Annotated in this window: 17 protein-coding genes; 6 read left to right on the top strand and 11 right to left on the bottom strand. The window is 37.0% G+C overall.

Translation table 11 applies throughout. The features are described 5' to 3' along the window. Positions 1-304: 304 nt before the first annotated feature. From BM130_RS00815 to BM130_RS00830, 4 genes are all read left to right on the top strand, one after another. Positions 305-2,137, top strand: a complete 1,833-nt coding sequence (locus BM130_RS00815; protein ID WP_010526927.1) for a DNA topoisomerase IV subunit B — start codon at positions 305-307, stop codon at positions 2,135-2,137. A 3-nt stretch (positions 2,138-2,140) separates the two neighbouring features. Then, entirely contained in the window at positions 2,141-4,774 is a 2,634-nt protein-coding gene (locus BM130_RS00820; RefSeq protein WP_010526926.1) for a DNA gyrase/topoisomerase IV subunit A, read from the top strand. A 249-nt stretch (positions 4,775-5,023) separates the two neighbouring features. Then, the gene (locus tag BM130_RS00825) at positions 5,024-5,545 is read left to right on the top strand and encodes a shikimate kinase (protein ID WP_010526925.1); all 522 of its coding nucleotides are present in this window, start codon (positions 5,024-5,026) and stop codon (positions 5,543-5,545) included. 430 nt (positions 5,546-5,975) lie between these two features. Then, positions 5,976-8,237, top strand: coding sequence for a patatin-like phospholipase family protein (locus BM130_RS00830; protein WP_010526924.1), 2,262 nt, complete (start codon positions 5,976-5,978; stop codon positions 8,235-8,237). Positions 8,238-8,324: 87 nt separating this feature from the next. Here the strand turns inward: BM130_RS00830 and BM130_RS00835 are convergent, their stop codons facing one another. The 6 genes from BM130_RS00835 to BM130_RS00860 all read right to left on the bottom strand — a co-directional run bounded on the left by BM130_RS00835 (position 8,325) and on the right by BM130_RS00860 (position 14,600). Next, on the bottom strand, positions 8,325-9,656 hold the full coding sequence (locus BM130_RS00835; RefSeq protein WP_010526923.1) for a DUF58 domain-containing protein: 1,332 nt from the start codon (positions 9,654-9,656) through the stop codon (positions 8,325-8,327). 164 nt (positions 9,657-9,820) lie between these two features. After that, complete coding sequence (locus BM130_RS00840) at positions 9,821-10,825, bottom strand: AAA family ATPase (protein WP_010526922.1); 1,005 nt, start codon at positions 10,823-10,825, stop codon at positions 9,821-9,823. A gap of 2 nt (positions 10,826-10,827) precedes the next feature. After that, positions 10,828-12,030, bottom strand: coding sequence for a DUF4350 domain-containing protein (locus BM130_RS00845; protein ID WP_010526921.1), 1,203 nt, complete (start codon positions 12,028-12,030; stop codon positions 10,828-10,830). After that, the gene (locus tag BM130_RS00850) at positions 12,027-12,758 is read right to left on the bottom strand and encodes a DUF4129 domain-containing protein (protein WP_010526920.1); all 732 of its coding nucleotides are present in this window, start codon (positions 12,756-12,758) and stop codon (positions 12,027-12,029) included. Before BM130_RS00850 ends, BM130_RS00845 begins: the two co-directional genes overlap by 4 nt. Next, positions 12,758-13,627, bottom strand: a complete 870-nt coding sequence (locus tag BM130_RS00855) for a hypothetical protein (protein ID WP_010526919.1) — start codon at positions 13,625-13,627, stop codon at positions 12,758-12,760. The genes BM130_RS00850 and BM130_RS00855 overlap by 1 nt, the downstream gene beginning before the upstream one ends. Continuing rightward, complete coding sequence (locus BM130_RS00860; protein WP_010526918.1) at positions 13,620-14,600, bottom strand: stage II sporulation protein M; 981 nt, start codon at positions 14,598-14,600, stop codon at positions 13,620-13,622. The genes BM130_RS00855 and BM130_RS00860 overlap by 8 nt, the downstream gene beginning before the upstream one ends. 504 nt (positions 14,601-15,104) lie before the next feature. On the opposite strand from BM130_RS00860, the gene BM130_RS00865 reads away from it, so the two are divergent. Next, a complete protein-coding gene (locus tag BM130_RS00865) occupies positions 15,105-15,836 on the top strand; it encodes an RDD family protein (protein WP_010526917.1) in 732 nt (243 codons plus the stop codon). An 874-nt stretch (positions 15,837-16,710) separates the two neighbouring features. Next, entirely contained in the window at positions 16,711-17,928 is a 1,218-nt protein-coding gene (locus BM130_RS00870; protein WP_010526916.1) for an ROK family transcriptional regulator, read from the top strand. Between the two features lie 15 nt (positions 17,929-17,943). Here BM130_RS00870 and BM130_RS00875 read toward each other — a convergent pair whose 3' ends face one another. The 5 genes from BM130_RS00875 to BM130_RS00895 all read right to left on the bottom strand — a co-directional run bounded on the left by BM130_RS00875 (position 17,944) and on the right by BM130_RS00895 (position 24,303). Next, positions 17,944-19,038, bottom strand: a complete 1,095-nt coding sequence (locus BM130_RS00875) for an SGNH/GDSL hydrolase family protein (protein WP_010526915.1) — start codon at positions 19,036-19,038, stop codon at positions 17,944-17,946. 319 nt (positions 19,039-19,357) lie between these two features. Then, complete coding sequence (locus BM130_RS00880) at positions 19,358-20,137, bottom strand: glycerophosphodiester phosphodiesterase (protein WP_010526914.1); 780 nt, start codon at positions 20,135-20,137, stop codon at positions 19,358-19,360. A 24-nt stretch (positions 20,138-20,161) separates the two neighbouring features. Continuing rightward, positions 20,162-22,072 carry an FAD-dependent oxidoreductase gene (locus BM130_RS00885; RefSeq protein WP_010526913.1) on the bottom strand — a complete coding sequence of 637 codons (1,911 nt, stop codon included), beginning with the start codon at positions 22,070-22,072 and terminating at the stop codon, positions 20,162-20,164. Positions 22,073-22,196: 124 nt separating this feature from the next. Continuing rightward, a complete protein-coding gene (locus BM130_RS00890; protein WP_010526912.1) occupies positions 22,197-23,360 on the bottom strand; it encodes a n-acyl-d-glucosamine 2-epimerase in 1,164 nt (387 codons plus the stop codon). Beyond that, positions 23,329-24,303 (bottom strand): DUF4434 domain-containing protein, encoded by a 975-nt coding sequence (locus BM130_RS00895; protein WP_010526911.1) that lies wholly within the window; start codon positions 24,301-24,303, stop codon positions 23,329-23,331. Before BM130_RS00895 ends, BM130_RS00890 begins: the two co-directional genes overlap by 32 nt. Between the last annotated feature and the right edge of the window lie 44 nt (positions 24,304-24,347).

The raw sequence follows: 24,347 nt of genomic DNA on the forward strand, positions 1-24,347 counted from the left end.
ACTCCATTACGAAAGATTTTTCCTTTTAACTATATTTGGATGAATTTTCAGTAAAAAATTCATGTCATAATTCATGCAAATTTTCCGACTGAAAAGAACGTGACCAACGTAAAATTGTCACAATAAAACTAGTTTAGATTCAGTAAAGACTTGCTGGTTTCAATATTGGTAAATTACTTGCCATAAGTAAAATAGAGGCAAACCATGTAAAATAGACAGCATGCAATATTGATGTCCACAATTGAACGAGATAGAGAAAATCATGGTAAAATTTTAAAGAGAAGACTTAAATAAAGAAGCAAAAATGGTGCAGAATTATTCAGAAGATACCATACGCACACTCGATTGGAAAGAACATATCAGGAAAAGGCCGGGAATGTATATTGGAAAGCTCGGCGATGGAACTTTTGCTGATGACGGAATTTATGTTCTTCTCAAAGAAGTCCTGGACAACTCTGTTGACGAGTATATGATGGGCTTCGGGAAGGAAATACATATTCAACTTTCAGACACTAAAGTATCAGTAAGAGATTTTGGACGAGGTATTCCTTTGGGAAAAGTCCTGGATGTTTCCAGTAAAATGAATACCGGCGCCAAATACGACAGCAAAGTTTTTAAAAAATCGGTGGGATTAAATGGAGTAGGGATAAAAGCTGTCAATGCTCTTTCAGATCACTTTGTTGTTCAGGCTTTCCGTAAGGGCGAAACCAAACGCGTCGTTTTCAGCAAAGGAGAATTAGTTGAGGAAGCACCGGTAGAATCTACTCACGAGGCCGACGGAACATACGTCGAGTTCATTCCTGATGGGTCCATCTTTACCAACTTCAAATTCAAGAATGAATACATTATTTCTCTTCTCAAAAATTATACTTATCTAAATGCCGGGCTGTCAATTCACTTTAATGGCGAAGTTTACAAGTCGGAAAATGGACTTCTCGATCTTCTGGATGAACAAATGACCGAAACCAGTTTATATCCGATTATTTCGCTCAAGGATGATGACCTGGAAATTGCCGTTACTCACTGCAATCAATATGGAGAAGAATATTATACTTTTGTGAACGGTCAACATACCACCCAGGGTGGAACCCATTTGCAAGCTTTTCGGGAAGCCTACGTAAAAACCATCAGAGACTTTTACAATAAAAATTTTGACGTTTCCGACATCCGTTCCGGAATCGTTGCCGCCGTTAGTATTAAAATTGAAGAACCTGTTTTTGAATCGCAGACCAAAACTAAGCTGGGTTCAAAAGATATGTCACCGGGTGGACCATCCATCCGGAACTATATGATGGAATTTGTAAAAGAAAAATTAGACAATTTCCTCCATAAAAATTCCGAAGTAGCAGAAATACTTCATAAAAAAATCCTAGAATCTGAGAAAGAGCGTAAAGCTATTTCCGGCATACAAAAGCTTGCTCGCGAACGAGCTAAAAAAGTCAACCTGCACAATAAAAAACTTCGTGATTGCCGTATCCATTTTAATTCCAATCACGAACGTAAAATGGAAACTTCTATTTTCATTACCGAGGGTGACTCTGCCTCCGGATCTATCACCAAAGCTCGTGACGTAACCACACAGGCCGTTTTCAGCCTAAAAGGAAAACCGCTTAACACTTACGGACTGAGCAGAAAGGTGGTTTATGAAAACGAAGAGTTCAACCTGCTACAAGCCGCGCTTAATATTGAAGAAGGCATTGAAGCTCTGCGGTATAATCAGGTAATTATTGCCACAGATGCCGATGTGGATGGAATGCACATTCGCTTGTTGTTACTAACGTTTTTTCTGCAATTCTTTCCGGAACTTATTAAAAACGGGCATCTGTTTATTCTTCAAACACCCCTCTTTAGAGTGCGGAACAACAAACAAACTTTTTATTGCTATACCGAACAAGAACGTATTGAAGCCATTAAAAAAATTGGAAAAAATGCTGAAATTACCAGGTTTAAAGGTTTGGGAGAAATTTCCCCCGATGAATTCAAACATTTTATCGGGAAAGATATCCGGTTGGAACCGGTTACGATGAAAAAAGGGGATGCGTTTAAAGAGCTGCTAGAATTTTACATGGGCAAGAACTCCCCTGAAAGACAAAATTTTATCATTAACAACCTGGTGATTGATGAAGAAATGCTTTAAAAAATGAGCGATAAAAACAATAAATTTCCGGAAATACCTGAAGAAAACAACAAAGATTCCCAAAAACAGGAAGATAAAAACTTACCAGCCCAAAATGATAATGAACAGGAAGTAAAAATTACCCCGCTACAGGGAATGTATCGGTCGTGGTTCCTCGACTATGCTTCCTATGTTATTTTAGAGCGTGCCGTCCCGCACATTAAAGACGGTTTAAAACCGGTGCAACGGAGGATACTTCATGCCATGCGTCGGATGGAAGATGGTAGGTACAACAAAGTGGCCAACATCATTGGCTATACCATGCAATACCACCCACATGGTGATGCTTCAATTGGTGATGCGCTGGTACAACTCGGACAAAAAAACCTCCTTATCGATACGCAAGGTAACTGGGGTAATATTTATACCGGTGATAGTGCTGCAGCACCCAGATATATAGAAGCCAGACTTACCAAATTTGCTCTTGAGGTAGTTTTTAATCCCAAAACCACTGAATGGAAACCATCTTATGACGGGCGTAATCAGGAGCCCGTTACTTTACCCGTAAAATTTCCTTTATTACTGGCTCAGGGAGTTGAAGGAATTGCTGTTGGACTGGCTTCTAAAATATTACCACATAACATCGCTGAACTTATTGATGCATCCATCGCTTATCTAAAAGGAGAACCGTTTCAACTCTATCCCGATTTTCCTACAGGCGGGATGATAGACGTTTCCAGATACAATGACGGCTTAAGAGGTGGGGTGGTAAAAGTCAGAGCTAAAATCAGTAAGCTCGACAGTAGAACCCTGGTTATTTCTGATATACCTTTTGGTAAAACGACTACCTCGCTTATAGAATCTATCCTCAAGGCCAATGAAAAAGGAAAAATAAAAATCAAAAAAATCGATGACAACACCGCCGAAAAAGTGGAAATCCTCGTCCACCTACCGGCAAATACATCCCCCGATAAAACTATAGATGCTCTTTATGCTTTCACCGATTGTGAACTCTCTATTTCCCCTAACTCATGTGTTATTCAGGACGATAAACCAGCTTTTCTCCCCGTTACCCAGATACTTAAAGAAAACACCAATCACACCGTTCATTTATTAACCAGAGAACTGGAAATTAGAAAAGGGGAACTCGAAGAAGCATGGCATCTCTCTTCTCTTGAAAAAATATTCATCGAAAATAAAATTTATCAACGCATCGAAGAGTGCGAAACATATGAAGCCATTATTCAAACTATTGACCATGGGTTAGAACCATTTAAAAAATTACTCAAGCGTGAGGTTACCAGAGAAGATATTATCAAACTAACAGAAATTAAAATTAAGAGAATATCCCGTTACGACTCAAAGAAGGCCGATGAATATATCTCAGCTCTCGAAGAAGAACTGGAACAAGTAGAATTTAATCTGCGAAATATCATTCCTTACGCCATCGAATATTTCAAAAATTTAAAAAAGAAATATGGTTCAAACTACCCAAGAATGACGGAAATCAGAAGCTTTGAAAACATCGAAGCTTCTAAAGTGGTTGTAAAAAACGAAAAATTATACATCAATCGTAAAGACGGTTTCATCGGAACAGCTCTCAAAAAAGATGAATTTGTCTGCAACTGTTCCGATATCGATGATATTATCATCTTTTACAAAGATGGAAGATATCTGGTGACGAAAGTACAAGAAAAGGCCTTTGTAGGAAAGAACATTATCCATATCGCCGTCTTTAAACGAAATGATAAACGAACTATTTATAATGTCGTATACCGTGACGGAAAGCGTGGAAATGCTTATGTGAAAAGATTTGCCGTAACAGGTGTAACGCGAGATAAAGAATATAACCTAACCAAAGGAACACCAGGCTCAGAAGTATTATATTTTAGCGCAAACCCCAATGGCGAAGCTGAAATTTTAAAAGTAATTCTGAAACCACGACCACGACTCAGAAATCAAATCTTTGAATTTGACATGGCTAACCAGGCCATTAAAGGAAGAGGTGCACAAGGAAATATTCTTTCAAAATACGACATCCACAAAATTGTTTTAAAGAAAAAAGGAGAAAGCACTTTGGGTGGACGAAAAATTTGGTTCGAACCGGAAATCCTTCGTCTTAATGCTGATGGTAGAGGTAAATATCTCGGAGAATTTCATGCGGGTGACCAAATTTTGGTTATGACCAAAGACGGTTATTTTTTCCAGACCAGTTTTGACCTTACCAACCACTATGAAGATAACATCCTCGTTATCGAAAAATTCAACCCCGAGGTAGTATGGTCAGCCGTCTATTTCGATGCCGACCAAAATTATTATTACGTAAAAAGATTTCAGGTGGAACCGGTAAATAAACCTCAGCGATTTATCGGTGACAATCCAAAATCTTATTTGGTAAAACTTACTCAGGTTGATTATCCTCGTCTGGAAATAAAATTTGGTGGTGAAGACAAAAACCGCGAAAAAATGATTGTGGAAGTAGCCGAATTCATCAATGTTAAAGGTTGGAGAGCTCGAGGTAAAAGGTTAACCACATATCAGGTACAAAAAATCATGGAACTGGAACCTATCAAAAAAAATGAACCGCAAGATATTCCGGATAACGAAAACAACAACCCGGAAGATGATGATGAAAAGGGACAAATGTCTATTTTCTAAAAACTTATTAGTTTTAAAACATAGGTTCGACAAAGGAATTTTTGTTTTATGCTTAACATTTTTTTGAGACAGGCATGTCAACCGGAATTCTCATAAAGGAAACATACCATCATTCAGAGGTAATGTTATATAAATGGGTAGTCAACCATTAAAAAGCTCAAATACCTCTGTAAATAATTGTAATACTTTATTTAAAACCGGCTGTTATGCCTCTGTTTTTTTAACAAAATCACCAAATTGCCAGTAGTTATGACAAAACCAATATATTTAACCGGTTTTATGGGAAGCGGAAAAACAACCTTTGGGCGTTTGCTGGCCAAACATCTTAATCGCGAATTTATTGACCTTGACCACTTTATCGAACAACAGGAAGGAGTTTCTATTTCACAAATCTTTTCTGACTTAGGTGAAGATGAATTTAGAAAACTAGAACATAAAGTTTTACTATCAACAGTTGATAAAACAAACGCTGTTATTGCAACAGGAGGTGGAACTCCATGCTATTTCAATAACATGGATTTTATGAACAATCATGGCACTACTATTTACCTTAAAGTTAATGTCGAAGATCTTGTCAATCGGCTCCTCCCGGCCAAAAATCATAGACCCTTAATTGCCGATAAAGAAGAATCTGAATTAAGAGAATTCATCTCCAGAAAACTTTCCGAACGGGCACCCTATTATAATAAAGCCAAAATCATTGCTGATACATCAACCCGTTCACCCTCTGATACCCTTCGTATCGTTACCAGAGCATTGGAATTACACTAATTAACTTCATTCGTATAAATTTTACTTACTTCATTGATATATTGTTTCTTAAAAGTAGTCATTAGTGGTTAGTCAATAGTCACTAGTCCTTTAACACTAATGACTGTTCAACAAATGACTATTGACTTCTTCTGCCTTCTGCCTGTGCACTTCTGCCTTTGTCGTTTATACATGCTCTTTTGTGGCAAAAGTCACCATGCTCGTTTTATTCGTATAAAGTTTACTTAAGTCATTAACCGAATAGAACTCGCATGACCTAAAATTTACACATGTTCTTATTATGACAACTTTTGGTGTTCATGCTCATTTCATTAAATCTTATTTTTCCACCTTTTTAACAAACAAAATAAACACCTCAACCAATTATTAATCTTTTTTCTGGCATCATACACAAGGATTCTTTTACTTTTGTAAAAATCCATTCTAAACAATGAGTAAAAAAATTAGCCTTCTTTGTTTAATTTTTGCTAGTGTTATAATAGAAATTAGCCTTGCCCAATCCCCAAAGAAAAGTACCATAGGACTGGTGCTTAGCGGAGGAGGAGCGAAAGGATTAGCACATATTGGAGTTCTTAAGGTTTTGGAAGAAGAAGGTATTATCCCTGACTATATTGCAGGTACGAGCATGGGAAGCATTATTGGAGGTCTATACGCTGCCGGATATAGTGCCCATGAACTGGATTCCATCGTTAACCACGTTGACTGGGGACGGCTGCTCAGTGACGAACTACCGCTTACCAGTATATCACCCCATGAAAAAGAAGACTATAATCGTTACCAGGCGGAATTTACCATAACATCCAAAGGCCTTGAAATACCCTCTGGATTGATTAAAGGGCAACAGATTAGTGCCCTCTTTTCCAGGCTTACCTGGCACATTGCAGATATTAAAGACTTTGACAACCTACCCATACCCTTTCGGTGTGTCGCCGCCGACCTTAACAGCGGACAAGAATATGTTTTTAAAAGTGGAAATTTAGCAACAGCCATGAGGGCCAGCATGTCAATCCCTACGGTCTTTTCGCCCGTAAAAATCGACACTTTATTCCTGGTCGACGGCGGTATCCTTAACAACTTCCCCGTTCGATTATGCCGTCAAATGGGTGCCGACATTATTATTGGGGTTAATGTAGGATTTCAGGATGGTCCCGAAGATAAACTAAAATCTTTCCCCGAAATTTTGATGGCTTCGGCAACCATTGCAGGAAACGTCTCAACCAGAAGAGCCATTCGACATACCGATTTACTTATCTCCCCCGATTTAAAAAATTTCAACACCGGCAGTTTTTTCGATGCACAAAAAATTATTGAGCTGGGCGAACAGGCCGCTCGTGAAAAAATCTATCAAATCCGTCAGCTCGCCGACTCAATTAACAATGGCAAAAGCAGTCCAGTAGTTAACAAAAACAAAAACAGACAAATAAAAATTTCTCAAATCACCATCAATGGTTTACAAAATACAAATCGCCAGTTCCTACTCGGACATTTGGGTATTCAACCGGGTGATTCCATCACTCCTAAGTTACTGGATGAGGGACTAAAAAAATCTATGGGAACCCGTTATTTTGAAAATATTACATATGATTTAATTCCAACAGATTCTTCTGATTATATACTCTCTTTAAATATAGAAGAGAGTCCTAAAGGAAAAGCTAAATTTTCACTTCATTTTGATAATGAAAATAAAGCCGGGCTTTTATCCAACCTCACCCTCAGAAATATAATGGGTAAAGCCTCACGAACTTCACTTAATGTGGATATTTCCGAATCACCTCGAATTAGTTTCTCTCAAATCAATTTCATGGGTGAGCGCCAAATCACTGCCATCAAATTTGGAGGTGAATTCGAAAGCAACAAACTTCCGGTTTATGTCGACAATGGCTCAAAATATGGCACGTTTAAACATTCTTTCGCTTCAGCCAGATTTGGCTTTATGACGGCTCTTGGTACCCGCTGGCAAATGGATGCCTATCTCAGACTTTACAAGTCTACCCTTCAAAGCAAAACCGGATTTTTTGATATCTTTCAAGCCGGTGTCGAACGATTCGGGAATCAGTTCCTCTCTTCTAATTTCGATTTTATTTATAGCTCTATAGATCGACGATTTTTCCCAGTTAAAGGTTCGGAAATTAAAATTAGTTACAAATTCAATCTCGATGCTCAACAACTTTATAAGGGCTCCCCTGCCGGAGAAAGTATGATTGCACCGGTTACCGATTGTCCTTACCAAAACTTTTTTACTGTAAACGGTACCTTGAAAAAATATATTCCAATCACCAACAAATTCACTGCTGGATTAAGAGCCTCCGGACAAATCATCAGTCGTCCACAACCCCTTCTAGGTTTAACCTTTATCGGAGGTATGCCTTTTAATAACCGAAACAATGAAATCTATTTTATGGGTTATTCCTTTCGGGAAATAATTGCAGAAGATTTTACCCTGGGGGAAATAAACCTGCGGTATAATTGCACCAAACAAATTCATTTTAGTGCAATCGGTGGCTTCCTTATGACAGACTCCAACCTACCTCAGGTCATTGAACACATAGACTTTAACCAAACAGACAAAATTTTTGGATACGGATTAATTATGGCTTACAACAGTTTTCTGGGCCCTCTGCAATTGGGGGTTGGAAGTAATAATTCTGACAATCGTTTAAGATGGTACTTTAACTTCGGCTTTAATTTCTGATATTCACTAGTATTTTAACTAATATTGGCCAAATAAAACCTGCATGATTCAACTGTTTTTACCCGTTAACATGCTCATTTTATTTGTCTAGATAAGACCTCTCGATTTTAATTCTAAATATTTATTTATGGTTGCTACAGTAAGTTCTGAGGGTTTGCTTAAAATTGCCTGAATGCCGTTGCGCTCAAGTTCTCTAACTATTAATTTTTTGTCAAAAATAAATTTTTCGGCAATGGTTTGCCGGTAAATATCTTCCAGATCGTTAGCATTTTTATGAATCAGTTTTTCAATTTCTGTATTTTTAAAAAAAACCACCACCAACAGATGATTGGTGGCTATCCGTCTAAGCAATGGTATTTCCCTTTGAGCTGACTTCAAGCTTTCAAAGTTAGTATACAAAACCAGCAAACTACGTTGCGGAATATTATACCGCACAGCGGAATATAAGGCTTCAAGATTATGCTCCATAAAACCTGTTTCCTGGTTATATAGCATTTCCATTATGGTTTGCAAATGTCGTTTATCTCTCCGGGCGCCAAGCACGCATCTTACTTTTTCATTAAAAGTTATCAAACCAGCTTTATCATGTCTTAGCATGGCTATATTGGCCAACACAAGCGAAGTATTTATGGCATTGTCCAATAAGGTCATCCCATTAAAGGGCATTTTCATCGTACGCCCCATATCAATAAGAGAATAAACCTGCTGAGATTTTTCATCCTGATATTGATTGACCATCAGATGGTCTTTACGGGCTGTAGCTTTCCAATTAATTGTTCGGACATCGTCACCCTTTATATATTCACGAATCTGGTCAAATTCCATCTGATGTCCATATTTCCTTACTCTTTTAATCCCCACATCACTTAACCGGTTAGAGATGGCCATTAATTCAAACTTACGCATTTGCATAAACGAAGGATAAACCTTCACCATCTTGGACCCGGCGACAATCACCCTCCGCGACAACAATCCCTGCGGTGTCGAAATAAAAACATTGAGATTGCCAAAATGGTATTCACCCCGCTCCAAGGGTTTTAAAGTATATTTAAACGACCATTCCCCACCTGGTGAAAGCCATCCCTGCTTAAAAAAATCCCGAATCTGAAACTGAATAGGTAGCTCATCTATTACCTCACAACGTACACGAAAGGGAAGCAAATTCTTTAATTCAATCGATACAGAATTGGCATCTCCGAAACTAAACCGTTCTGAAAGATTTCTTGTCCCTTCTATTACGGCTCCCCCTCGCCGGTATAGCATTATTACATCGATGGCTATCAGTGCAACAAAAGCAGTTATTCCAATAAACCCAAGGACGTGGAATAAATACCAGAAATGCCCCAACAAAAAGAGAACAGCCAGAATCGACAGACCGAAATAGAAATTTTTTCGTAAAAATAATGTCTGGATAATCATTCAGGATCTTAAAAATATATTGCTATTCATTCGTATAAAATTAATTTAACTCATTGGCCGAATGGACCTCGCATGGCATAGCCAAAATTATACATGTCCTTTTTAGCAAAAGTCGCCATGCTCGTTTCAATAGAAAACTACAAACGTCCAATTTTAAATTCCTATTATCTGGGAACATCAATTGAGTCAACAATACGACGGATAACATTTTCGGGTTGTAGTCCTTCCATTTCCCTTTCAGGCGTTAAAATAACACGATGGTTCAAAACTGGAATAACCATCTCTTTGACATCTTCGGGGGTTACAAAATCACGACCCTCTAAGGCCGCAAAAGCCTTAGCCGAACGCAAAATGGCAAGAGATGCCCGTGGACTGGCCCCCAAAAACAAGTCACTATTATTGCGTGTTTTGTCAACTATTTTTGCAATATAACTGATTATATCATGGTCAACTCTTATTTTTGTAACAAGTTCTTGAAAGTCTATAATCTCTTCGGCTGTAATAACCGGCAAAACCTCTAGAGTTTCCGGGACATTCCCACGTTCCTGTGCATTCTGCAATATGGTGACTTCCTGATCTACGGTAGGATAATCCAACTTTATTTTGAAGAGGAACCTGTCCAGCTGTGCCTCCGGTAATCGATAGGTGCCCTCATGCTCAACAGGATTTTGAGTGGCCAAAACTATAAATGGGGAAGCCATAGAATGAGTAATACCATCGATGGTTACCTGTCTCTCTTCCATAACTTCAAATAATGCTGCCTGTGTCTTGGCAGGCGCCCTGTTAACCTCGTCAATTAAAACAATATTCGAAAAAATAGGCCCTTTTTTAAACTCAAATTCCGAGCGGCCGGAGTGAAATACCATTGTGCCTAATACATCCGATGGCATCAAATCAGGCGTAAACTGTATCCTGGAAAAGCCAGTGCTAACACATCTTGACAACAATTTCGCAATCATTGTCTTGGCAATGCCCGGAACTCCTTCTAATAGGACATGCCCATTGGCCAGCAGAGCGGTCAGTAAGTAATCCAATACGCGCTCCTGACCAACGATAACTTTCCCAATCTCATTCCGTATTTTAAAGGCAGCATGATTTAGTTCTTCAACATTCAATCGGTTGTTGAACAATGATTGGCCGTCATCAACAGATAAATTATCTAAGTCCATAACTATTGGCAATTATTGTAAAAAAAATCAATTTGTCTATTAAATTGTTCTAGATCTTCCTGAGAAATCCGACGAAGTTCCTGTAAACGATTCCCCATTTGAAAGAGGGCTGCTACCGTTCGCTCCGACACCCCTGATTTTTGTGAAACCTCCCCTATAACCCTACTCGTTTCTAAAGAAGTATTAATAAAATATTTGGTTCGTAAAAACTCTAAAAAATAAGTAAATCTCTTCTTTGCAATATCCAAATGATCCTGACGATGATAATAAAGTTTTGCAATAGTTTCTATAAAAGTAAGAGATGAATTCTCCGGCGTTTTTATCTCCGGAATAGGTCGTTGAACCCTCTTACTCCCAAATGCAAACAATGCCAATACGCCAACTAATATTATATACCAGGCCATTTGCAATGAGCCATTCTCTAATACATAGTCGAAAAGCCCCTCGACATGCATATGTCCGGGTTTATAATATTCGTCCCAAACTGTTGCCTGAACCGGAAGATAGGATAAGGCTTTACTAATGTATTCATAATTATTGCGGGATAAAAAATGGTAATTGGTAAAAGCAAGGGGATTACTATGAAAATAAAAATATCCATTACCAAATTTTACTTTAATGAAATTTGTCTTTCCTTTATCATCATATCCTAAAACGGTAACCCGGGAAGTATCGTAACGGCTAAAATAAAAACGTGTCATCCATTTGGGATACCAATAGCCAAATCCATTATTCAACTTTTTATTGGCAAAATAAAATCCCACCGAATCACTGGAAAAAAAATCCAAATCCTCCCAAAGCTCGGGTTTATACTCCAATTTAAAGGTATCGGCCAACACACCATAAACAACTTCAGAAGCCATAAAAATATGGTTTCCCGCTTTCGCAGCATCCAGTAATACATCAACATCAGAGGGTTTTGCATTTATTCGGCCATTAATGTAAATGAAGTTTGTATTTAAGGGTATCTTTTCTTCCAAAAATAAATGCGGCGAGGTCCAGGATGTGATAATTTCTTCTCCGGGAAATAATTCCGGCAATGATTCAAAAACTAATTCATTACCAAAAGGAATCTCATCATTTCTCGAAAAACTATAACTCCAGTCCAAAGAAGGCGGAGCAAAGATGGCCGCTAAAACCAATAGTAAAAAAACAACTCCTACAAGCTGCGTAAGGATCTTTTCTTTCCGCGAAAGCTGTTTCATAACTTACCTCCTTCGCATGCCTCTTTAAATTCTATTTCCATCTTTTTATACTGCGCTTCAGAAACTGACAGATGTCCATACCATATCGCTTCAAACATGTGACTTAATCGCTGAAATCGCATTTTTTCGCTTTCATCGCCTATTTCATGAAAATAATCTACATTGGTTTTATAATTCCGCAATTTGATGGCCCCTTTTTCCTGAAGAACTCGAAGATATAAATGAAACAACACCCTCACGGCCTCTCTGTATGCTCCATTAGTACGGTATAATTGAAGCATTTCATTTAACTTCTCCAAAGATACCTCTTGTTCATCTGTGCCAAATTGCAGAGCAACAGCATCATGTGGCAACGACAGCACAAGCAACTTGCTCATCGGAACATCCAGAAATTTCAACACCATGAAAATCCCACCCAACCCAACAAGACCTAACAATATGTAAAAGAACCAAGGACGACCTTCAGGTGTTATAAAAATCCAACTTAACAGTGCCAGTAATAAATTTTCCCAGAAACCCGGCCCCTGACCCCTATCATACCTATAACGAGGATTCTTTTTATAAGCATTTATCTTATCTTGTTGAAATGACCGGACTACTACTTCCCCCCCCTCATCCCAAACATCTTTATTGGAATGAGATATAACATCCGTAGTATCCTTTAAGGTTCCATTGACAGAAAAAGTACCTATAAAAAATAATAAAACAAGAGATAATAATCTCTGCATTATACATTCGAATTAATGGCTGATACTTTATTTAATAAAACTTCTCGGTCTTTTTGTTCTCTAAGACTGTAATATTGAAAACCAATGATTATATACAATGCAGGATAGACTAAATATTGCCCAAGGTTACCTATAATATTCGTTAAAATAACTCCTATAGATTTCCCGATTTCGCCATCTATTTGATTCCTACTATATAGGAAACCTTCTATACCGGTCATTATCATTGCCGGGAAAGAAAATAAGGCTCCTACAATTGCAATGATTATATAAGCTAAAATAATTACTCCAAAGGTAACCCACCAACGTTTTCTTATTAATTTAAAACTACGACTAAATGTTCTCCTAAATCCATTCCCTTCTATAATTTTTATGTAAAGAATCAATGACAACGGCACTAAAAAATAAATCCCCGGAATAAAAAAAAGAAGCATTCCAAATAATACAATGATACCAACTACAAAAGAGTATCCAAATATTGCCCCCAAATTTCGAATAAATCTTTTCCAAACATCTATTGAACTGAAATTACCTTTGCCTTTTTCTTCATATTCTCCCATATATGCGGGGACAAGTCCACTAATAAACAACGTTGCAATTATGGAAAAGAAAATGGTTAACAAGATTAGGCTACCCGAAGTAACATTATTATCTACACTATTACTCCCTTGAATTACCTGCATAAAGGCGGTCATATAATCTTGAACAAAATACACATTCATAATTACAGCAAGAATAATAGGAAGGCCGGCGTATAAGGCAATAACCTTGAACAACTGTTTAAACTCTTGTGTAATGAAAGCAAATGCTGCGTTAAAAACATCTGAAAAGTCACGATCCTGCTTTAATTCAATGGCTTGCTTATTCATTATAAACTATTTTTTTCCGTCGATTTTTCTGAATATAAATTGGATAAAAAATAAAATACCCCAAAACAATAGTCAATGAAACAAAAATAATAATTAAATTAATTAGAAATGGGATCTGATTGTAATATCTTGTAATAAAACTTTCGATAAAGCCTGCCATTATAAAAAAAGGTACTAAGCCAATCATTATCCTTGTTCCTTTTTTAACTCCCCTCAGAAAAGCACTTTTACGAGGTAAAGTGCCGGGCCAAATAAAACTTTTGCCTAAAATTATACCTGCACCACCGGCCAATACAATAGCCGATAATTCCAACGTACCATGTAAAAATATGCCAAGCGAAGCTACCGTTAATAAGGAATGCTGATAAAAAAAGGCCTGAAATGCACCAACCATAACACCATTCCGAAACAAATGGAAAAAGGTCCCTAACGGGCTTAGTAAACCAAATAAAAACACTACAAATGAGACAAAAATATTATTGCCCGTTATCATTAAAAACATCGGAACTTCATTCATCTGGCTGTAAACGCCCAATGGGTCACCCTTCTCTATATTATCCAATGTCATATTTACATACTGGTCACTCAAAACCAATCGCACGAAATCATCATTTTTAACCGCCGATACAGCTCCAATGAACATAGAAACAACAAAGACAACCAACGATAATAAAAAATAATACCTACTGTCATATAGATCTTTGGGCAGATCTTTGGTCCAAAAAGAAAAAAAACGATGTGACTTTTCGGGCTTATTTTGATAAATTAAATAATAGGCTTTACTACTTAATGCATTCAAATACTCAACAATAGAAGATTCCGGAAAAAAGGTCCTTGCATATGATAAATCATCAGTCAACTGAATATAATGATCTGCCAACTCATCAGGACTCATCTTTTTTGGGGTTGCAATTTTGTTTTCAAAAGATTGCCACCGTTCACGGTTCTGCTGAATAAATGTTATTTCCCGCATTCACAAGTTTTTTACTCATGGCACAAATTAATCAAAAAATTATAATTGAAGAAAAAAGACCACCATTTCTGACATTTAACAAAAACAATAATAGCTCAGAATCTCCAATGCCAAATGCTATAGCCACTAACACAAATTTATTTCGGTTATATTATTCACTTCTTTAGGAAATATAGTATTTCTATTTTTTCACCAGCACAAAATTTATATAAGTTATTGGTCGGATGGAACTCGCTTTGTTTTAAGGTAATTCTTCTTGTAATGTTAATTTCATTACATTTATTACATTTGCAAACATAAAAAGCAACCGAAAAGATCAGTCTATAATATTTTCAACTCAGAATATTGACATTTGAGGATAAGAGAATAATTTTCCTATAAAGTCAATAACACCAAACAACCACTTCTAAACTTACTTATTATAAGAAAAAAGTCGGTTAACTGTTATTTGCCATTTTTGTTATTGATTGAATTAAAACCAAACTGAAATATTCAACATAGGTAATGGAAACAATTGAACTAAATACTTCTCAGAATGTGTCCTTACAATTTCCTATTGCGAGTGTAGCCGACCGTATTTTGGCATATATTTTCGATGCTGTTTTTGTTGGTATTTATATCATTTTAGAGGCCATAGCCATTGCCCAGTGGTTTAGTATAGATGCATGGGGAATCATCATCCTCTTTTCTCTTCCTGTTCCCTTTTATCATTTAATTTTTGAATTATTTTTCAACGGTCAAACTCCCGGGAAAAGAATTATGAATATAAGGGTGTTCAAGGCAGATGGAACCACTCTTTCAGCCGGTAGTTGTTTTATTCGATGGATATTTCGCTTAGTAGATATTACCATAACTTCAGGGGCTTTAGCCACTTTAGTTATCATTTTAAATGGGAAAGGGCAGCGTCTCGGTGATATTGCGGCACAAACAACAGTCCTCAAAATCCGAAAAAAAAATAACCTTCAGCAAACCTTATGGGTTGATGTCGAAAAAGACTATCAACCTCGTTTTCCCGAAGCCGAAACTCTTTCCGACAAAGATGTCCAAATTATCAAGGAAGTAATTAATGTGGTAAACGACTCTCAACGAAGACCCGACAACTATGTACTTTTGTTAAACAACACCAGGAAAGCTATCGAACAAAAATTAAATACTTCAAGCGATTTGACTGATATGGACTACCTTACAACCATCATCAAAGATTACAATGCATGTCACCAAAGACCAAAACAATAAGTTTCTTATTCACTGTCTTTAGCATCTACCTTTTTACCATTTGACGGATGCCTTAGTCGTTAAAAATTTTCAAAACAATATTTACTCATTACCGTTTCCATAAATCTGATGCTTTGTTTGCTATAATAATCAGGCACGTTGCCATCTTTTAAAGGATATTTCCTAGTAAATTTACAAATAATAACTCCCCTAAAAGTTGTGATTTTGACTTTTTTTTCGACCAACATAAATCCTTTTAAGGATAAAATTTAAATTATTCTAATCAGTCAGCGCAAATCCTTTTAAGGATTAATCTTTTATAATTCTAATCAATCAGTACGAATCCTTTTAAGGATATAAAATAAGCTATACTGATCATTTAATTCCAATCCTTTAAAGGATATTCATTTGACAAAAATGATGGACTAATGATAACCCTTTTAGAAATATTAATTAACATTTGGTTTAGCACCTATACTACTAAAAGATTCCAAAGAGATAGAATAACATTATAAACCCATGGAAACTAATAATAAAATGGGCCCCCATTAAACGAAGCAGAGCCGGCAACACCGTTCGCTATAAAAACATAAAATAAACTGCTCCCCATTAAATTGGATAGCACTTTTATTCTCAGTGGTTTTAGCCTCTAAAGAAAGTTTTTTCACAAAATCATATTTCAATTATAAAGGAAAATCGAAAGAATAGCCTTCCAATTCAATTCTTTAGCCAATCTATTGTGAATACTTCTATTCTCTCTTAAAATATAAGGTCAAACACAGATTTCCTCAAAAACTTTCCTACTTTAGAAAATTTTTTAATATTTACCCTTTATAAACTCAAAAGAAAAATTAACACTAACCACTCAGCCAAATAAAAAATAAAAAAGAGGACAATGAACTTAAATACTGTTTTTAGGGAATCAGATGAAGTAAGTAATCAAAGCCGGCAAGCCAAGCAAAAAAGCAAAATAATCCGGACACTCTCAAAATCAAGAAATGCCTTAACGATCCCCGAACTTCAAAAGCAAGTTCGCATAAGCCCACCTACTACAATTAAATTAATCAACGAATTAATTGAAGAAAACCTGGTCAGGGAAGAAGGGAAAAAAGAGACTGAAAATGGCCGAAAACCCATGTTATATTCGTTAAACATTAACAGATTTTATGCTGTAGGGGTAGAAATACAGTTTAAGCGAATAAGTGTTTCATTAGTTCGATTAGATCAAAAAGTTATTTTTGAAAAACAAGATCAAAATTTCGACTTAAAGAACACTTCTGAATGTTTGCAAGATGTCATTACCTTTATCCAAGACACCATAGAAGAATCTAAAGTTGCAAAAGATAATATTTTGGGCATTGGCATAGGCCTTACAGGGCGAGTCAACACCATAACGGGAGAATCCTATAATTTTTTTAACTTCACAGAAAAACCTGTTGGACAATACCTTTCAGACATATTTCAAAAAAGGGTAATAATTGACAACGATACCCATGTAATGGGATTAGCCGAACAAGTATTAGGTCAGGCCAAAGATGCCAGAAACGCGTTGGTATTGAATGTAAGCAGAGGATTGGGGATGACCATTATCGCAAACAAAAAGCTTATTACGGGCGGAATGGGATTCGCAGGCGAATTCGGACATATGCAATTGGAAAATTCCGACAAACTTTGCATTTGTGGTAAACGAGGTTGTTTAGGTATGGAAGTTTCCGGTTTTGCCCTGGAGGAAAACTTTAAAATCGCTATTCAGGAAGGCGGAACTTCACTATTACTAAATGATAAATCGCTCGACAAAATCCGCTATGAAGACATATTAACGGCCGCCAATCAGGGCGATGGACTATCGATCAACCTGCTACAAAATATGGGTGAAATTTTGGGAAAAACTCTTGGCAATATTATTAACCTATTAAACCCAGAACAAATCATTCTTGGAGGAAAATTTGCTCAGGCCGGACATATTTTCACAGATAGCATTAAAACCGGAATAAACAAAACAGCTTTGCCCCTACCATTAAAATACGTAACCATAAAAAATTCTTTATTGGGCAGTGAAAGTGTATGCATAGGAGCTTCTGCAATGATTTTCAAGCAACATGATTTAATATAAAAGCCCATATTCGGATTAATACTGCCACTGTAAAAAATTACTCATAATGGGAATAATAAAATTGGCTATTTTTTGGTGTCCCTTATAGGAAGGGTGCCAATCAGCTCCTAAATCTTCATGGTCATTCAATAACTCGGTAGGAATCCCAATAAAACAAACCTTGGGATCATTATACAAAACTTTATAATTCTCCACCACCTCTTTCACGTAAGTAAAACAAGGCTCGTTTACCATTGGTCCAACCAGACAAAACAGAGAAACTGTTGGACCATAAACTTCTCTTATTTGCAAAAGAAGTTTTTCATACGTACGCTGAAAAATCACTTTATCAGGATGGGGTTCAGTGGAAAAATCGTTTGTTCCTAAATTTATTATCACAGCATCAGGTTTCCAGGAAGAAAAGTCCCATTTTTTAATATCATCCATATCTAAAGTTCGGGAATATCGCTGTGGCATTGTGGCTAAATTCACAGACACTTTTTGCGGATCACCATAATTTCGAACCACTCCTAACCCTGAATGGGCAACAACATGGTAATCTGCTCCAAAAGCATTCGCAACAATAGATGCATATGACTTTAATACATTTTCTGTACGGGGATCAAAATCTTCGTCCCTGCTTTTGGCCTCTGCACCATATCCACAAGTTATAGAGTTTCCGATAAATTCAATACGACGTTCTGAAACTTCGAGCCAAGGAAGCAATTGACCCTTGGACGATAATTTAACACCAGAAAAACGAACTTCGCCCATTTCACCTTCGGTGCGTTTAATAAACTCGACTCGATGCGGACCTTGCCCTTTTAACCCATTAATTTCAAGAACTGTATCTTTGGGAGCATGAAAAACCCCAAGATGCTTTCCGTCAACTACTAAGTCAAAATAATTTCGTTCGCCGCCACTAAAATGAAGATTTAATTCCCTTCCGGTAAAACGGAATCGAACCCTAACACCCGGCCAATCATACCGGACATATCCACTGTCTGATAAATCGACACGCCCCATGTAATCAAAATACTCATGATTGGCAGGGTAAAAATTTTTATCCTGTCCAAACAAAAATCCTGATATCGACACAACGAAAAAAAATGTATATAGTCTAATTTTCATTCGTATATAATTTATTTAACTCATTGGCCGAATGGAACTCGCATGGCTTAATAAAATTTATACATGCTCTTTTGAGGCAGAAGTCGCCATGCTCGTTTCATCCGTATAAAATTTACTTACTTCATTGATATATTGGTTCTTAAAAATAGTCATTAATGGTTAGTCATTAGTCACTAGTCCATTAATTAATGACTGTTGACTAATCACAAATAACTTCTTCTGCCTTCAGACTGTGCGTTTTGTATGCGAGCTCTTTTTAACCAATAAATGTATAATGAATTTTAAATAATCCAATATCTGAAAACGAATATTACCTGAATTATTTCTGAATGACTATTTTCTTTATTAAATCAGGATGATCTGTTGTAATACCCTTTATACCGGGATATTCAGCCAGAATTTTTTCTGCTAATACTGGATCATTAACGGTCCAAACATATATTTCCAAGTTATTCATTGAAGCTTTAGATAAAAGTTCGTTACTCAAAATACCGTAATTAACATCGAGACCGTCAACTCCGTAATCAAGAGCCTTTTCAATCAATTCATCAACCGGTTTATTTTCCCATACAAGCCAATAGGTTGGTACATCAGGCAAAAAATCGGAAGCTTCAACTAACTTATCCGGATTGAAAGAAATAATTACTGCCTGACTGGTTTTTCCGGTTTCTTCCAAGAGCTCTGATAACATAGGAAATACTTCACCGGCCTTTCCTACTTCCCAACAACATTTTATCTCTATAAACAATTTCATATCATCCGGCAAAATCTCCAAAACCTCTCGAAGTGTTGGAATTTTTCTGTTCCCTTTAAGTGTCAAGTTTCGTAAATCAGCAAAATAAGCTTCAGGGATAATGAGTGAATCATTACTCAACCGTGCCGTATGCCGGTCATGAAAAACTATTATTGAATCATCCTTTGTTCTCCATATATCAATTTCGATGGCATCTGTATTCAATTCGATGGCTTTTTTAATTGCAGCAATAGTATTCTCAGTTTCTTCACCTGAAGCACCCCGATGGGCAATAACTTCGATATTAGTTGAACGGCACCCACTAATTAAAAGCACCATCAAAAATAAAATAGCTCTCAATACCATATCAAAAAATTATTTCAAAACAAATTAATTATCACTCGATAATTTATGTACAAATCTCCCCTTCATATCAACCTCTAAGGCGAATGGGTCGGCAATACGATTCAGCAAGACAGCCATCTGAGCTCGGGTTATCTGTGAATCAGGGTCAAATGTACCAAAATTTAATTGAGTCCACCATTGTTTAACCTGCTCATCAATATCCATTTTGAGGGATTTATGTTTTAAATATTCTGCCAACTCAATAGCAATATCCAAACCATCTTTTACTGATAAGATATTGTTGTCTTCAAAATCAATTATATCTATTTCTGGGGCCATCTCATTAATACCGGGTTTAATTGCTTCAATAGTCATAACAGAATCAGGATGAAATAAAGTAACATTAGTCCATCCAATATTTTTTCCTTCACCTCTTATCAATCCGGTAGCTCCAATTTTTTGGACATCTAACCAATAAGGATCATCAGGTATTACGTCCCGGTATGGCATCAAGTAAGCACCTGCTTGTAAAAGATGCGTTTGAACTTCACGCACCGACACCTCGGCAGGTGTGATTTGATTATTAGCCGATAAGGCTGCTAAAGTTCCGGCAGCCTGCCCCAGAAGAATACAAACAGGCTGCAATCGGGTAGCGCCATTAACGATATTGGTAACCGATATAGATTTTTCGGCCACAATAAAATCTTTAACATCTTGGGGTATAAGCGTACCCAGAGGGACAGAGAATGAAGGTACCGGGTAAAAATGCAGATCTGGCACTTTCGATTGATCAGGATAAGCAGCATGGTGATGATCGATTGGATAATCTCCTACAGCGATACCGGTTCTATATAAGGGAAATTCCTGATCAAACGGACGGGCTAAATCATTAACGGTAAATCTTACTAAACCTTTTATGCGTCTGGATTCCCTATGATAAGGGATAAGCGGAAAGCCATCCTCAGTCGGAAATTCATTCTCAGCAATCCCTAAATAATTAAACCCTAATTCTGTTTGTAAGTAGTAGAGGTAACAACGTGTGTACCATTTGGCCTTCTCATATGCTTTTTTTCTTTCAGCCGGGGGCAGCTCTATTACATTCAAATAATAATCGTTACCATATATGGGCCAATTTATCATATATTTATTGTTGGGTAATCGCCCGTATTCAATCATTTTATCACATGGCCATAAAATTCGAGAAATTGTATCCGGATCACACTTTCCTGCACAAGTACAAAAGAATGGGGTTGGATCATAGTTTTCGGGCCGTGCAATAGTCTTATCAGTGCCTTCTCCATAATCCTGAAGAATAACCACATATGTCATATCTTGAATTATATCATTACTTTCATCAGGTGCAATCTCCTCGCCGGTGTCATACCTTGAATCCATTCCAATGTCATAAGGGATTCCAACCATTTTTGCAACGTCCCCCAGCTCAGTACCGTCAATCACCACCTCCGCCTCAATGATAAATGACCCGTTTTCACCAACAAATGCGGCAAGCCAACCATGATCAGTTCTCTTTAACGTATCAAGTTTTGAATTAAAAACCACTTCAAGATTTGACTCAGCAAAAGCCATTTCTCTAATCAACTTTTCGCCTACCGAGGGCTCAAACAGGACATTACTTACCCAACCTGTTTTGACAGAGTCAGGCCCACCATAATAATCATAAAGCCTCTGTCTAAATTCTTCCCATAAACCGGAATAGAGATGATAATTTCCATCAATTGCACTAACGCCGGCAGAAGTTAGCATACCACCCAACCATGGACCTTCTTCAACAATTAAAGTTTTGGCGCCCATTCTGGCCGATTGAATGCCAGCCATACTACCACTAGCTCCTCCACCAATAATTAGTACATCTACCTTGTTTTTCTGACCATTATAGCTACATCCGAAAAAAGCAACCAATAACCAAATCAATAAGAAAGACTCTGTTTTCTTCATAAAAAAACACCAAATTTTATATCAAAATCTCAAACGGTTAAGATCCCTACTTTTTAACCTTTTAGGGAACTAAAACAAATATGAATCAATCCATTAACAATTTAACAAGAGAACCACAACTTATTTAAGCTAATTTTTCGAGCAGTTGCCAACATTGAAAGAGACCTCTTGGTACATGAAAGCAACCTTTCCATTTTCCCCCTTTCAGGTTATGAGTTACTTCACCTCTTCTATTCAGATAACCAAACCATTCGGGGTACTCATTATCTTTAAAATGCTTCCAGGTATAATCATGGACAATTTTAAACCATTCCAGGTTTTCATTTTCACCTGTATGATAATATCCTTTAAGCAGAGAAACAAGAGTTTCAAGATGGACCCACCAAAGTTTCATATCCCATTCGAGCTGTTGCGGGGGGTGATTTTTTGCATCCATATAATAAAAAATCCCAGAAAATTCATTATCCCATCCATGTTTAAGGGTTTGTAAAGTTATGGTTTGAGCTTTTTGAACAATATCTTTTCTGTTCAAACGCTCAGCCAGGTCCATTACAAACCACATGGCTTCAATAGCATGTCCCGGATTGAGTAATCGGCCATCAAAAGTATCGGAAAAAGAGCCGTCGTAATTCACATTTTCAACAATCAACCCAAACTCTGGACGGTAAAAAACATTCATCACCTCCTCAATTAATTTCTCAGCCGATTCATCAACAAAGTCTTTGCCCAACAGGAATTCCATCTCCATATTGAGATTACACATAATCATCGGTAAGGCAAAACTCCTTAATTTTCTAGTTTCTACAACAGCTTTATTGTATTTACCTTTAGGATTTTCCTGACGTTCTAGAATTCGTTCATAGGTTTTCAATGCCAATGCAGTATATTCTTCATTACCAGTAGCAAGCCCCAACTGTGCGAAAGCCATAGCGGCAAAAGTGTACGAAAAAATATTGTAAGGCCGGACAAGGGGTTTACCTTCTCTAGTCAAGCTAAAGTACCAGTTTCCATTGCCATCATGCCCATATTTTTTCAAAAATTCACCGCCTTGTTTGGCACATTCAAGCCATTCAGTTTTTTCTTCTACACGATTGTAAAGCATTGAAAACAGCCAAACCTGACGGGCTTGCAGCCAAACGAATTTATCCGTGTCATAAATATCTCCTTTGCGGTCAAGACAAGTAAAGTATCCTCCATTCTCTAGATCTTGGGATTTAGTGAGCCAGAAAGGAACAACATTATTCAATAATTCATTCTTATATTGAGCAGCCAGTTTTTTGAAATCCATTATTCTTACTTTTTAATTGATCCAAATACTCCATGTAACGATTGTACAAATGACCTGCCTGCAAGTAGGCCGATTGAGGACTCATGAAATGAGAAAACTCAAACGTAATGGCATTTTCAATGCCTGCCAAATCTGCCATTTTTAGTTTCAACAACAGTTTTTCCCATTTTATTGGCAAAAATTTAATAGGCATATCTCTGTCAAAAGTTTCTGAATTGGTCCAGCATTCCAGACCATATTTATCGGCCAAAGATTTATTTATGCGTAGAAAGCTTTCTAAATCCTCATAACTAACATGACCATCCTGGAAAGCAACAATATCAACCACATTTTTAATACCATCAAAAATTTCATTCCACTCGGTTTCATGCTGTCTCAGTGAAACCCCATTTTTCCTTGTAGTATCTGTTAAATACTGACTCACATTCTTTACGCCATCAATATATGGAGAAATTAAAACAGGTAATCCGTTGGAAACGAGCTTACAGTGATGAGCCAAATCAGCATACAGGTCTATTATTTGCCCTGTTTTACGACTAATCTCCTGACAAATATACCAGCCTTTAAAAGCAGACATATTTCCGTATTTCTTCCAAACCTCATCAATAAACTTTTTATTTACATCAACCTCTTTCTGATAATTTCCTTCAACCCAATATTTTCCTGAATCGTACAACCCAAAGAAAAAATCCATATTGTTTTGTTCGGCCAATTCCAGAAACATCTTCACCAAATCTACAGGCGGAGTAAAAGCGCCTTCTTCCCTCGTCAATACATTTGAATGAAAGGTTTGCCATTTGCCGTAACCTGCGCGTATGAGGATTACGGTATCAATTCCGGCTTTTTTCATATACCGGAAATCATCTTCCCACTCCTTCCTACCCCAGTTTTGGTGAGGTATATCATGGCTAATCTCATCTAAAAAAGTCCCTTTAATTCTCATCCAACTATCCAGTTTATTATTATTAAATAGTCCTGTTCTTCTTC

This window comes from Thermophagus xiamenensis, assembly GCF_900112795.1.
GTDB lineage: Bacteria > Bacteroidota > Bacteroidia > Bacteroidales > Marinilabiliaceae > Thermophagus > Thermophagus xiamenensis.

Excerpts from the sequence above, each read along its gene's own strand:
- BM130_RS00815 (WP_010526927.1), top strand. The coding sequence starts at position 305 with ATGGTGCAGAATTATTCAGAAGATACCATACGCACACTCGATTGGAAA.
- BM130_RS00820 (WP_010526926.1), top strand. The coding sequence starts at position 2,141 with ATGAGCGATAAAAACAATAAATTTCCGGAAATACCTGAAGAAAACAAC.
- BM130_RS00825 (WP_010526925.1), top strand. The coding sequence starts at position 5,024 with ATGACAAAACCAATATATTTAACCGGTTTTATGGGAAGCGGAAAAACA.
- BM130_RS00830 (WP_010526924.1), top strand. The coding sequence starts at position 5,976 with ATGAGTAAAAAAATTAGCCTTCTTTGTTTAATTTTTGCTAGTGTTATA.
- BM130_RS00835 (WP_010526923.1), bottom strand. The coding sequence starts at position 9,656 with ATGATTATCCAGACATTATTTTTACGAAAAAATTTCTATTTCGGTCTG.
- BM130_RS00840 (WP_010526922.1), bottom strand. The coding sequence starts at position 10,825 with ATGGACTTAGATAATTTATCTGTTGATGACGGCCAATCATTGTTCAAC.
- BM130_RS00845 (WP_010526921.1), bottom strand. The coding sequence starts at position 12,030 with ATGAAACAGCTTTCGCGGAAAGAAAAGATCCTTACGCAGCTTGTAGGA.
- BM130_RS00850 (WP_010526920.1), bottom strand. The coding sequence starts at position 12,758 with ATGCAGAGATTATTATCTCTTGTTTTATTATTTTTTATAGGTACTTTT.
- BM130_RS00855 (WP_010526919.1), bottom strand. The coding sequence starts at position 13,627 with ATGAATAAGCAAGCCATTGAATTAAAGCAGGATCGTGACTTTTCAGAT.
- BM130_RS00860 (WP_010526918.1), bottom strand. The coding sequence starts at position 14,600 with ATGCGGGAAATAACATTTATTCAGCAGAACCGTGAACGGTGGCAATCT.
- BM130_RS00865 (WP_010526917.1), top strand. The coding sequence starts at position 15,105 with ATGGAAACAATTGAACTAAATACTTCTCAGAATGTGTCCTTACAATTT.
- BM130_RS00870 (WP_010526916.1), top strand. The coding sequence starts at position 16,711 with ATGAACTTAAATACTGTTTTTAGGGAATCAGATGAAGTAAGTAATCAA.
- BM130_RS00875 (WP_010526915.1), bottom strand. The coding sequence starts at position 19,038 with ATGAAAATTAGACTATATACATTTTTTTTCGTTGTGTCGATATCAGGA.
- BM130_RS00880 (WP_010526914.1), bottom strand. The coding sequence starts at position 20,137 with ATGGTATTGAGAGCTATTTTATTTTTGATGGTGCTTTTAATTAGTGGG.
- BM130_RS00885 (WP_010526913.1), bottom strand. The coding sequence starts at position 22,072 with ATGAAGAAAACAGAGTCTTTCTTATTGATTTGGTTATTGGTTGCTTTT.
- BM130_RS00890 (WP_010526912.1), bottom strand. The coding sequence starts at position 23,360 with ATGGATTTCAAAAAACTGGCTGCTCAATATAAGAATGAATTATTGAAT.
- BM130_RS00895 (WP_010526911.1), bottom strand. The coding sequence starts at position 24,303 with ATGAGAATTAAAGGGACTTTTTTAGATGAGATTAGCCATGATATACCT.